The sequence below is a fragment of the Halobellus sp. Atlit-38R genome (genome assembly GCF_003665925.1).
Classification (GTDB): Archaea; Halobacteriota; Halobacteria; order Halobacteriales; family Haloferacaceae; genus Haloquadratum; species Haloquadratum inordinatus.
Window position 1 is genome coordinate 87,173 of sequence record NZ_QXIJ01000008.1, and the last position, 11,514, is coordinate 98,686.

Sequence of the window (11,514 nt, forward strand, 5' to 3'; positions counted from 1 at the left end):
GCGTGTGACTTCTCGAAACGGATTCAAAATGAAGACACCCACACGACGACAGATACTCGCGGCGGTCGCTGGCACGGGCCTCGTTGCGGTCGGCGCGGGGCCGGTGCGAGCGGCTAGTGGACTCGCGCCGGTCGAACTGAACCAATCGGCGCAGATCCAGGCCGGCGACTCGTTACCGGCGGTCGCGCTCGACTGGCGCGAGACCGTCAACGGCGTCGTTACCGAGGACACGGGTCTGACTGCGGTCTCGACCGACCGTACGGGCGACGTCGGCCTCGTCGTCGACGAAGCGGTCCTGCCGGGCGATACTGGGGCTGTCACGCTCCGGGCGACGCTCGTCGACGCCGGGGAGGGCGAGACCGTCGGATCCGCCGAGCTAGCCCTCCTCTTCTCGCTGACAGAAACCGCTGAGAACGGCCTCACAGAGCCCGAACGGGAGGCGAACGACACGACGCCCACAGTCGGCGAACTGCAGGACGCCACCGAGATCGAGATCTGGAACGATATGGGCATCGGGACCGGGAACGGCAGCAACGAGGACATCCCGTTTCTGACCGACGGCGACGACGTGATCGCGTCGGGTACGCTCGCAACGGTCGCTGACGACCCTGCGTTCGCCGATGGCGGGTACGGACTCACCCGAGATGGTGAATCGTGTCTCACGGTCGGCGAGGCGGTCTACGTCTCGTTCCGCTGGGCGATTCCCATCGACGCAGGCAACGTCGTTCAGAGCGACAGTGCGCGGTTCACCGTCGGGTTCGCCGCTCGGAGGTGTCGCGTATGACCGCCGTCCAAGATATGTCGCGCCTCAGCGCGATCACATCGCGGTGCAGCGCGTTTAACGCCTCGTTACGTGCAGGAATGCACTTCCGCGCCACCGGATCGACGACCGTTCCGGGCGTTCAAGACGACGATGCCGAAACGGGGAACTCCCCTAACGCGGCGATAGCTATGCCCGATAGCGTCCATCTCTCCTCCAGTGATGATTCACCTGCTGGCGAGACTGGAGGGCCGCGACGATGACGAGTGAGCGCAGCGCGCTGCGAACGGTCGCAAACGTACTCGGCGTGCTCTTGCTCGTCGGTCTCGTCGCTCCGTTCGTCGTCTACGGCGTGCCGCAGGTCGCCGGCGCCGACTACAGTTTCGTCGTCCTCTCCGGCAGTATGGAACCCGCGATGAGCCCCGGCGATGCGATCGTCGTCCGTGAGGCCGCGCCGGGTGAGATCACCGAACGGGACGTCATCACCTTCCGGACAGACAGCGAGACGCCGACGACCCACCGCGTCATCGACGTCATCGAACGGGACGGGACCGTCGCCTACGTGACGAAAGGCGACGCCAACGAAGATCCCGACAGCGGAACCGTCTCTCACGAGCAGGTGCTCGGCGAGGTGCTGGTGACGCTCCCGCTGCTCGGCTACGTCGTCCGGTTCGTCAACACCCCCGTCGGCTTCGCCGTGGTCGTCGTCGGACCGTTGGTCGCCTTCGTCCTCTCGGAGGTCTGGACGCTCGTCCGATCGGTCGACGGCGAGCTGGTCGAGAGTGAGTCGATCGACAGCGGATCGGCGGACAGCGAATCGGCAGACAGCGGATCGGCAGACAGCGAGACGGGTGCGGCGACGAGCGGCGGGACGTCGTCACGGGGAGCAGCGGCCGAGGCGAGAGACGACGCGCCGGCGCCGATTGAGGCAGCGTCGAAGGAGCCGACCCCAGCCGAATCGGGATCGACGTCGGCGACTGCGTCGTTCACCCTGACGCGGTCGAGCCTCCAACTCCTGGGGCTGGTGTTCGCGTTCTACCTCCCGTACAGCGCGTACGTCGCGTACACCACGATCGCAGCGTGGACGATCGCGGTTGCGATCGCGACTGCGATCGGGCTCCTGTTCACCGTTGGCCTGTACGTCGGCACCCGCGGCGACGAGAACGCAAACGGGGATGCCGACAGCGACGCGGACGGCAGCGCGGAGAGTTCCACCGAGGGGGCCGACAGCGACCTGCCGAGTGAAGTTCCGATGCCGCCGGTCGATGGCGACGACGCCGACGCCGTCTATCCCGACCGATCGACCGCTGCCGACGGCGGTAGCGAACTCAGGGGGCGAGACGACGATGCGTAACTTCGAGACAGAACAGAGCGGGAGTGATCTGTCCACCGGAAAATCTGCGCCTGCCGGCGCAGAGAGGCAATCTCTCCCGGAACGGCCATCGAACACAGTGGAGACGATAGATGTGACACGAGAGCGCGGAACCGACGAACAGCGAGGTGAAAACGATCGAGGGCAGGGACGTATCGGTTTCGGGTTGTCGCGGCGACAGCTCCTGTACGCGGTCGCTGCGACCGGCGCGGCGGCCGGCTCGGGCAGCGGCGTCGCCGCGATGCTCACCGACACGGAACGCGTTGGCTCACAATTCACGGTCGGCACGCTCGACCTCGACGTCGACGTGCGCTCGCCGTCGAGTTGGCAGCACGGCGCTTACACCGGGTCGCTCGGGATCAACGAGTCGGAGACGGCCGTCTTCGAGCTGTCGGTCGACAGCAACCCGGCGTACGTCTGGCTCGTCGCCCCCTGCCCGTCGTGTGAGCCGATCGAATCGAAACTCGACGTGCGGCTCGACCTGACGATTCCGGGAGCGGGCACGGTGACGCTCTTCGACGGGACGCTCGGCGCGTTCCGTGCGGCGTACGGATCGGGAGCGTTGCTCTCGACGCAGGCGCTCGCAAGCGACGGCGAGACGTGGACCGTCTCGTTCACCTGGACGCTGACCGAGCCGGTCGCAGACACGGACGTAGCGTTCGGATTCGAGTTCCGGGCCGTCCAGCAGCGACACCTCGGCGACCCGCGCGCGTACGATCTCGGCCTCCCGGCGTGTGCACCGTGCGACGAGACCGGCGACTGCGGGAAGGACATCAGCTACGTCGCGTTCTGTAGCGACGAGCCGATCGACCCCGCGGACGTCGCCTTCGCGCGTCATCTGTGCGGAGATACCGATCGATACGCGACGCTCGACGTCACTGCCCTGCCGGCGCACGTCGACCGCGTCCTGCTCAAACACGGGACGACTCTGGACGTCTTCGCGTACGACGGCGAGGCGACGCCGTTCCGCGTCACCACCGGCGGTGACCAGTCCGATCTCGTGATGGTGGCGACCTACGAGCAGGACGGCAACGAGTACCCAGGCAGCGGGACGCCGCCGCGGAGTAACAGCGACCCGTGCCCGGGCACGTACTCGCTTAAACACGAGTTCGGAGCCTCGAACGGCGACGACCAGATCGATCACGGACAGAGCGATTCGAGTGGCGGTGACGAGGAATGAGAAATCAGACGACACTGGCGGTGGCGCGATGACGTTCGATAGCTGGCGGCGCGACGGAGGCAGACGGCTGCTCGCAGTCGCCTTGGCGCTCGTCGTCGTCGCCTCCGTATCAGGCAGTGCGACGACGGCACTGCTGTCGGATCGCGAGTCGATCGACGTCGGCTTGACCGTCGACGATCACGGCGGCGTCTCCCAGTTCCACGTCGAGTCGGTCGCGGCCTGTCCGGTCGAAACGGTCGAGCACGAAGCCGCGACGCTGCAGCTCACAGAGCGGTTCGACGTCGAGGGTGACGGCTGCGCCCAGATCTCGGTTTGGGTCTCGGAGTCCTGGCTCGACCGCGTCGGCACGGACGTCGACGACGTCGTCATCGGTCACGAGAACGCGAGCGGATGGGCGTACTTCGAGACGACGGTCGTGCGCGAGCAGGCCGGCTGGTACGAACTGACTGCAGTCACGGACGGATTCAGCCCCTTCGGGCTGTTCGTGCCCAACGAAACGTTCGTGGACACCGCCGCAGGCGCGGCAGCCACCGGAGCGAGCGGACCGGACGAAGCGGCCGCTCCCGGCGTGCCCGGTGACCGCGGCGATCTGAACGTCTCGGACGATGTGACGGGGAGCGACCCAGCCAACGAAACCGTCGGTGAAGTGGCCGCAGACCCGGTCGAAGACGAGACCGCCGGGAACGCGACGGCCGGAGGCGGAATCGTCGGAAACGCAACGCAGTCCGGGAACGGCGCGAACGACGAGTCCGGTGGGCCGGACGCAGCGCCAGAGTCAGGGGTGAACGCGACCACGGACGCGTCGACTTCGGAGGCTGGTGCGACCGTCGAAGAGCCCGAGCCGTCAGGCGACGGCGACGCCGTGGCGAGTGACTCGCCCGACGAATCGCCGTCGGAGCCGAACGACACCGAAACCGACGCGGACGGATCTGGTGACGACACGGCCGACACTGACGGAGCGAGCGGCGACGGCGACGCTCGCGGCGAAACCCAGAGTGAGGACGCCGCCGCGACGAGTAGTGACGGAAACGACGAGACAGAGAGCGACGCCGGCATCGAGCAATCGAGCGACGGCGATCCGGGCGCCGACGAGTCCACCGAGGCGCCAGTCGGCGGTTCCGCGTCCGAGAACCCGGACGGGAGTGAACCCGGCGACGAACTAGAGAGTGCGTCCGATACGGCTACCGGCGAGAGCAGCAGCGGAGACGATGAGAAGGCCGAGAACGAAGACAGCGAGTCGGCGTCTAACAGCTCTGACACGGGCGACGCAGCGAGCGGAGCTGACTCGGGCACGGGCGCGGAGTGATGACCCCATCGGGCGTCCCGGCGACGCTCTCGCGGAAACACCTCCTGGCGGTCGTGGTGATTGCGATGGCACTCACGGGAGCGGGCGTCGGTGTTCTCTCGGACGGCTTCACCCTTTCGCGAGGCCCTGGCCCGGCCGAGGTCGGTGACGCTGCGGCGCCCCTCGCGACGATCAAGGTCACGGCGTCCGACCCCGTCGCCATCCGGAACGACGCAGGTGATGTAGGCGTCGTCAGCGGGACGCTCGGCGGGACACTCACGCTCGCCGAGGGAGCCGACCGAGTGGAATTCGTCGTCCAGACGCGACTGCCGAACGGAACGTGGGCGGTCGCAGCGTCCGGGACCGCGACGGGGGTTCCGGCCGGCCAGTTGAACCTGGAGCCCGGCGTCGGCGGGCCAGACACGATCTACCTGGATGCCGCTCAGTCTGACGGCTTCGACGTCCAAGAACCTGGGACCGTCGCGGTCCGCCGCGGCGCGATCGCGGTCACGGCGCGACTGTTCGTCGGCGACGAAGTGATTGCGACAGTCACGGACGTCGACGGCTACGAACTCACCGTCGATCGACCAGCACCGGCGACGATGTCGTTCGCGCCGGTGGACGAGTCGGCGACGGAGGAAAACAGCGACGCCACCGGAGCCAGCGATCCGACCGACACGACTAGACGCACGATCACTCAGACCGGGTCGGGATCGGACGGCGGTCCCGAATCAGGTAGTGGAGCCGACGCAAGCGACGCGGACGAGACGACAGACAGCACCACTCCGACGACGGCGTTCTTCGGGACCGGGGACGTGGTCCCGGGGAGTGCCGGCAAGTCGGCGGCGGTCTTGGAGCCGACGTCGGCGGAGATGACTACGCTAGAGGTCACTGTCGGGGCCGCGATCGACGCCGAAAACGGCGTGACAGAGCCCGAATCGGTGGTCGACGAGACGCCCGAAGATGGCGAACTCTCGTCGGAGTTGGACGTCAGGATCGTCCTCGTTCGAGAGTCCGGCGATCGGGAGTACGTCGCCGGCAGTGCAGACGCATTCGTCCCGCTGTCGACGGCTGCCGGCGCGACAGCGTCGCTGGCGATCGAGCCGAACGAGCCCGTCTCGCTGGTCGTCGAGTGGCGGATCGACCCCACGGTTGGGAACGAGATCCAATCAGACAGCACGACGGCCTCGATCCACTACCGCTTCACGTCCGACCCGTCTTGAACAGACGCACTGTGTCGGTTAAGCGACGATTAGCTATAGTGACAGGAAGTCACCAGACGACCGATGAAAGCGATCGGAGAGACGCAGTTCAGGTGGCGGCAGCCGGAGTACACCGGGGCGAACCGGTGTCTCCCGTGCACAGTGGTCAATGTAGCAATCGCGGGTATTCTGGCGATCGGACTCGCCTCGATCCGCCTCTCGCTCGGCATCGCGCTGCTCGTCGTCGGGGTCGCAGCGATCTACTTCCGCGGGTATCTGATCCCCGGAACGCCGACGCTGACCAAGCGCTATCTCCCAGATTCGGTGCTGGGGCTGTTCGACGCCCACGAGGCTCCGGCCCCGCTCGGCGCGGGGAAACAGGATCCGGGCGACATCGAGCGATTTCTGGTCGATCTCGACGTCCTCGAACGGTGCCAGGGAGGCGAAGACCTGTGTCTGATGCCGGCGTTCCGCGAGTCGTGGGACGCGCAGATGGCGCGCCAGTCGGTCGGCGATAGCGAACCTGGCGACCAGTTGCTATTCGAGGGGCTCGGCGTCGACCGGGCGGAGATAGAAACGAAGCGGCAGCCGAACGCGTTCGTCGCGGTCGCCGACTCGGTGACGATCGGTCGGTGGGAGTCCGAATCCGCCTACCGCGCGGACGTCGCGGCCGACGCCGTGCTCCACGCGCGGTCGGCAGCGTGGGAAGAACTCGACTACGAAACCCGACTGGAAGTGCTCGGCGCGCTCCGTCTGTGGCTCGATCAGTGTCCCGATTGCGATGGCGCAGTCACGCTGGACGAGGAGACGGTTGAGTCGTGTTGTCGGTCCTTCGAGGTCGTGGCCGCGACGTGTGACGACTGCGGGACGCGCCTGTTCGAGGCGCAACTGTCACCGAACGCCCTCTGAACTGACGGCCGCGGCACCGACACGGGACAGGACACTTTTTCGACGCACGTTGATTCCGAGGAGGCGACTATCGGAACGTCTCGTATCCTCGCTTGCTCGTCGATCCGAACGGAACGCTCACGAGAGCTGATTCAGATACAGCCAGCGACGCGACCACAGTTGATAGAGCGTCGAGCCGGCGATGATCGCGAGAAACACGCTGGCGAAAATGAGCGGATCGACCGCGGAGACGAGCGGTACCTCGGTGAGCGACAGGACGACGAGAAAGAGCGAGACCGTGCCGAGCGCCCGATAGTACGTCGCCCACGTCACGCCGTACTTCGTCACGACCTCCATATACACGTCGACCGCACGCGCGCTGTCTTTGAGCCGAATCGTCTTTCGATCCTGGTCGTAGTCGACGACGCCGGCGTCGTCGAGCTTCGGGAGGTGATTCTGGTGCAGCGAGATGTAGACGCTGTCGCGGATGTTCCGCGGCGGCGGCGACTCCTCAGTCTCCAGTTCGGCGATGTCCTCGGCGAGATCCCGAAGCATCACTTCGCGTCCGTGTTCTTGCAGACACTTGATCGTGTGTCGCCGCCGGTCGTTCCGGAGGAGGTCGTGGATATCCGTCTCCGAAAGCCCCTGGCCCGTCTGCGTCGATCGGATACTCATATGACAGGTCTACCTGCGTATCAACGAGGTAAGCATATAGTAATCAACCCGATTAACGTCGTGCAAGAACCCTCAACGAGTCGTTAATCGGGTTTTTCACGGGTTCAACGACGCTGTAGAGACTCGAATCACTGTTGCGACCCCACTCCGCGTCGATAATACGCTATTTTTCGCGGCTGTCGTGAGTAGATGGGTGCTACACTCAGTCCAGAGTCTTCGTCGCAGCAAGTGATTGCTGCCACCGTTTCAGCCGCTCTTTGTGCCGAAAATACGGCGATAATCCTACAACCCGGGTGTTAGCTGCGCAAACTCGCGATTAGCTAATGGGGTGTCTCCTGTGGGGTGGAGTGTGGACTCACCCACACTGGGTCCGCAGTCGGCGCCTCGACGACGGCTGCGGCGGCGGTTCGACTCCGCCGGTGGGTTTCCCCCGCAGGGGGATGAATGAGAATGTCCGGAAAAGACGAATTCAAGCTCTCGCGCCGAAAGGCGCTCGGAGCGCTCGGCACGATCGGTATCGCATCCGCAGGCGTTGGTATGGGAACGACGGCGTTCTTCAGTGACTCGGAGAGCACGAGCGGATCCTTCACCGCTGGTAAGCTCGACCTCAAGATCGGGTGGGAGGTCAGTCACTACGGGAACAACGTCGACCCAGAACTCGTCGAACCGACCGACACCAATGGGGATGGGCTCGGAATCGAACTCAACGATGTGAAACCAGGCGACTCCGGATGGATCCGGTTCGAGATTCTGAATGAGCACAATCCCGCGTGGGTCTGGTTCCGCGGCCGTCTCAAGAACTCGATGGAAAACGGTCAGACCGATGCAGAGCTCGAAGCCGAAGGAGAGGATACTGACGGCTACGGGGAGCTTGACGAGAACCTTGCGTTCCGCTCCTTCTACGACCAGAACCAAAACGCGACAGTGGTCGATGGACAGCAGACGGGCAATATCTGGAACGACCGCTACATCCAGAAACCGCTCGATCTGAAGGCGACGCAGGAACAGGGTCAGTATGGCTCGATCCCCGTGCTTCTCGACGGCGTTCGTGACGGAGATTCACCGGACGTCGTCGGTGGTGCGTATCCGGACGGCGAACCCATCGATCCGTTCGGAAACGGAACGTCTCAGTACATCACGGTCCGCTGGTCGCTCCCGAAGGAGGTCGGCAACGAAGTGCAGAGTGACGCCATCACGGTGTGCTTCGACTTCTACTCGGAGCAGTCCCGCCACAACCCCAATGGCCGCTTCCGCGGAACCGATGAGAACGGCGATTCTGTCACTCCTGACGGGAAGTACCCGACCAACCCGTGGGCAGACGAGTACTCTAGTGGCGCATTTATGTCGCTTGCCGACCAGGATGTGATTCTCGGTCCAAACCCAGATAACGGTCAGATCGACAGCACTGCGGGGAGCTCGAATAACACCTAGTGACGGCGTAGCCGCCAGGAAATAGACCTGAACTACGTCACTGCCCAGGCCGGTGCGTCGCGGTTTTTTCGCGGTCGGCAGTTCGACTCTGCCGGTGGGTGTTCCCGCTACTGGGGAGAGGGTTCAGATGACAAAAAGTCAAATGGAACTTTCACGACGGAAAGTGCTGGGCGCACTCGGTGCCATCGGCGCGGCGTCAGCCGGCGCTGGCCTCGGCACGAGTGCGTACTTCAACGACACCGAATCGTTCGAGAACAACACGCTCACCGCGGGCGAACTCGACCTCGAAGTCGACTGGGAAGAGCACTACTCGTTCCCGCAGGCGTACGGATTCGCCGACCCGACGGGCGGCCTCGACGTCACCCGATCCGAGCCTGCAGATACCTCGGGATACGTCCCGCTCCCCGACCCGGAGAATCCGATGGTCTGGGTCGCTGAGGGCGACCTCGGAGACTATATGGGCGCGACGTCCATCGAAGCGTACCCGGACCCGGACGGCGATCGGATCCAGGAGGCGTTCGCGTCTGAGCCGGGCGAAACGACCGAACGGGACGTCGGCTACATCTGCGAAGACGGCGCCGATATGGACGAAGACCTCGATCCGAAGGCCGAGGGTGCGCTCCGAACGGACAACGACGACACCTGGGACGCCGAGAACGAGGAACCAAAGCCGCTCGTCAGTCTCGACGACGTCAAACCCGGCGACTTCGGCGAGCTCACGCTGAGTTATCACCTCTGCGGGAATCCGGGGTACGTCTGGCTCCGCGGGGCGCTCCGATCGAACGCTGAAGGCGGCGTGACAGAGCCCGAAGGCGAGTCCGCCGCAGAGGACGGGACCGTCGAGAGTCCGGGATCGGACGGCGAACTCCTCGACGCGATCCAGACCCGCCTGTGGTACGACGACGGCGACAACGTCGCCGAAGTCGGCGACGGCGGTGACGGCGCGGGCTATCTGACGCCGACGCTCTCGCTCGGCGAACTCCTGTTGTTCCTCGAAAGCGGAAACGGCGTTCAGCTCTGTCCCGGCGACACCGGCGGACCGATCGTCGAACCGCCGGCGGGAGACTGTCCAGAAGAGAAGGTCTACGATAGTCTGCACGCCACCGACGACGACGTCACTGTCGACACGCCGCTGACTGACGGCTCGACCGAGATCACGATCGGATTCAACCCCAAATGCGCGGACTTCGGCCTTATCCAGGGTCTCAAGACGGACGAGGCGCCCGAGGGACCGCTCCCAGAGAGCGGTGAGAAAGAATACGACACGCCCTACGGCACGATCACGGTGACGACCGCTCTCGTCGACGGGGACCAGACCGTCACCGACTGGTCGATCGACAGCGACGAGGGCTACTGCGTCGCGAAAGTCATCGTCAAAGGCGGCAATCAGGGCGCAAACGTCTACAGCTACGACAACGAGGACCGCGACGACGACTTCACCGAGGACGACGGGGCGATCGGCGCCAAGAGCGACGAGGATACGGAGTTGCAGACTCCCACGGGTCAGGACATCAGCCACGTCGACTTCTGTCTCGCCGCCTCGACCGGAGACGGCAACGGCGACGAGCCGAACGGCGAGGACTGCTGCTTCGAGCCGTCGACGGACCACTACATCGGCCTCGCGTGGTGGCTCCCGACCGACGTCGGCAACGAGATCCAGTCCGATTCCGTCGGCTTCGACCTCGGCTTCTACACCGAGCAGTGTCGTCACAACGACCAGTCGAACGCGGAGTAGCGATCAGGTACCGAACCGACGATGGACAATCCAACACGCCGACAGGTACTCGGTGCAGTCTCCGGCACTGCGCTGCTCGCGTTCGGGGCGGCCCCCGCGCGGAGCGCCGCCGGTCTCGACCCCGTCGAGCCGAATCAGTCGACGCAGATCCAGGCTGGTGAGTCGCTGCCGACGGTCGCGCTCGACTGGCGCGAGACCGTCAACGGCGTCGTCACGGAGGACACTGACCTGTCGACGGGCTCGACCGGGCACACCGGCGACGTCGGCCTCGTCGTCGACGAGGCGGTGCTCCCGGGTGATACCGGAGCCGTCACGCTCCGGGCCGGCCTCGCCGACGACACGCCAGGCGGAACCGCCGCTCGATCGGCTGCGGTCTCCCTCCACTTTGCGCTCACGGACACCGCCGAGAACGGGCGCAACGAGCCCGAGCGTGCCGCCGGCGACGAAACCGCAGAGACGGGCGAACTCCAGGACTTCGCGACGATCGAACTCTGGCGCGATATGGGCCTCGGCACCGGGAACGGCGCGAACGAGAATATCCCGTTCGTGACCGACGGCGACGAGATGATCGCTTCGGGCACGCTCGCGGAAGTCGACGCCGATCCCGTCTTCGATGAGGGGTATCCGCTCAGTCGGAGCGGCGAGTCGTGTCTGTCTGTCGGCGATGCAGTCTACGTCACCTTCCGGTGGTCGATTCCGGAGCGCGCGGGGAACGTGATTCAGGGCGACTCGGCCCAGTTCGTCGTCGGCGTCACCGTGGAGGCGTGTAGAGATGACTGACAGGATGGGAACGGACAGTATGAGATGGATTAACAGCTTGTTACGGGCGTCCGCGGACCCCCGGCCGAACGGCCCGAGAGCCGGGTCGGTCGTTAAACAGCCGGTTACGCGGTCGCCAAACGCCGCTAATCGGTCGATAGCTAAGCCCGATACTCCGCATTCCTGTCGTGTGCACGGGGAACATCGCACGAACGGAGGGGTGGAGA

Annotated in this window: 10 protein-coding genes; 9 read left to right on the plus strand and 1 reads right to left on the minus strand. The window is 65.2% G+C overall.

Annotation, left to right across the window (positions count from 1 at the left end):
• The first annotated feature begins 28 nt into the window (after positions 1-28).
• From D3D02_RS12180 to D3D02_RS12205, 6 genes are all read left to right on the plus strand, one after another.
• Positions 29-784, plus strand: coding sequence for a hypothetical protein (locus D3D02_RS12180; RefSeq protein WP_121570264.1), 756 nt, complete (start codon positions 29-31; stop codon positions 782-784).
• Positions 785-1,019: 235 nt separating this feature from the next.
• A complete protein-coding gene (locus D3D02_RS12185; protein ID WP_121570265.1) occupies positions 1,020-2,114 on the plus strand; it encodes a signal peptidase I in 1,095 nt (364 codons plus the stop codon).
• Positions 2,115-2,226: 112 nt separating this feature from the next.
• Positions 2,227-3,312: a twin-arginine translocation signal domain-containing protein gene (locus tag D3D02_RS12190; protein WP_158599363.1), complete on the plus strand. Its 1,086-nt coding sequence runs from the start codon at positions 2,227-2,229 to the stop codon at positions 3,310-3,312.
• Positions 3,313-3,340: 28 nt separating this feature from the next.
• Complete coding sequence (locus tag D3D02_RS12195; RefSeq protein WP_121570266.1) at positions 3,341-4,618, plus strand: PGF-pre-PGF domain-containing protein; 1,278 nt, start codon at positions 3,341-3,343, stop codon at positions 4,616-4,618.
• A complete protein-coding gene (locus tag D3D02_RS12200; RefSeq protein WP_121570267.1) occupies positions 4,618-5,820 on the plus strand; it encodes a hypothetical protein in 1,203 nt (400 codons plus the stop codon). The genes D3D02_RS12195 and D3D02_RS12200 overlap by 1 nt, the downstream gene beginning before the upstream one ends.
• Positions 5,821-5,883: 63 nt before the next feature.
• Entirely contained in the window at positions 5,884-6,708 is an 825-nt protein-coding gene (locus tag D3D02_RS12205) for a hypothetical protein (protein WP_121570268.1), read from the plus strand.
• A gap of 117 nt (positions 6,709-6,825) precedes the next feature.
• Here the strand turns inward: D3D02_RS12205 and D3D02_RS12210 are convergent, their stop codons facing one another.
• On the minus strand, positions 6,826-7,362 hold the full coding sequence (locus D3D02_RS12210; protein WP_121570269.1) for a hypothetical protein: 537 nt from the start codon (positions 7,360-7,362) through the stop codon (positions 6,826-6,828).
• A 450-nt stretch (positions 7,363-7,812) separates the two neighbouring features.
• Between D3D02_RS12210 and D3D02_RS12215 the strand changes: the two genes are divergently transcribed.
• The 3 genes from D3D02_RS12215 (at position 7,813) to D3D02_RS12225 (ending at position 11,308) form a co-directional block, all read left to right on the plus strand.
• Entirely contained in the window at positions 7,813-8,793 is a 981-nt protein-coding gene (locus tag D3D02_RS12215) for a TasA family protein (RefSeq protein WP_158599364.1), read from the plus strand.
• Between the two features lie 127 nt (positions 8,794-8,920).
• Positions 8,921-10,528 carry a SipW-dependent-type signal peptide-containing protein gene (locus D3D02_RS21190; RefSeq protein ID WP_233560649.1) on the plus strand — a complete coding sequence of 536 codons (1,608 nt, stop codon included), beginning with the start codon at positions 8,921-8,923 and terminating at the stop codon, positions 10,526-10,528.
• A 21-nt stretch (positions 10,529-10,549) separates the two neighbouring features.
• Positions 10,550-11,308 (plus strand): hypothetical protein, encoded by a 759-nt coding sequence (locus D3D02_RS12225; RefSeq protein ID WP_121570271.1) that lies wholly within the window; start codon positions 10,550-10,552, stop codon positions 11,306-11,308.
• The last annotated feature ends 206 nt before the right edge of the window (positions 11,309-11,514 follow it).

What these genes read in the sequence shown, in the direction of transcription:
- D3D02_RS12180 (WP_121570264.1), top strand. Translation starts at nt 29, where the DNA reads ATGAAGACACCCACACGACGACAGATACTCGCGGCGGTCGCTGGCACG.
- D3D02_RS12185 (WP_121570265.1), top strand. Translation starts at nt 1,020, where the DNA reads ATGACGAGTGAGCGCAGCGCGCTGCGAACGGTCGCAAACGTACTCGGC.
- D3D02_RS12195 (WP_121570266.1), top strand. Translation starts at nt 3,341, where the DNA reads ATGACGTTCGATAGCTGGCGGCGCGACGGAGGCAGACGGCTGCTCGCA.
- D3D02_RS12200 (WP_121570267.1), top strand. Translation starts at nt 4,618, where the DNA reads ATGACCCCATCGGGCGTCCCGGCGACGCTCTCGCGGAAACACCTCCTG.
- D3D02_RS12205 (WP_121570268.1), top strand. Translation starts at nt 5,884, where the DNA reads ATGAAAGCGATCGGAGAGACGCAGTTCAGGTGGCGGCAGCCGGAGTAC.
- D3D02_RS12210 (WP_121570269.1), bottom strand. Translation starts at nt 7,362, where the DNA reads ATGAGTATCCGATCGACGCAGACGGGCCAGGGGCTTTCGGAGACGGAT.
- D3D02_RS12215 (WP_158599364.1), top strand. Translation starts at nt 7,813, where the DNA reads ATGTCCGGAAAAGACGAATTCAAGCTCTCGCGCCGAAAGGCGCTCGGA.
- D3D02_RS21190 (WP_233560649.1), top strand. Translation starts at nt 8,921, where the DNA reads ATGACAAAAAGTCAAATGGAACTTTCACGACGGAAAGTGCTGGGCGCA.
- D3D02_RS12225 (WP_121570271.1), top strand. Translation starts at nt 10,550, where the DNA reads ATGGACAATCCAACACGCCGACAGGTACTCGGTGCAGTCTCCGGCACT.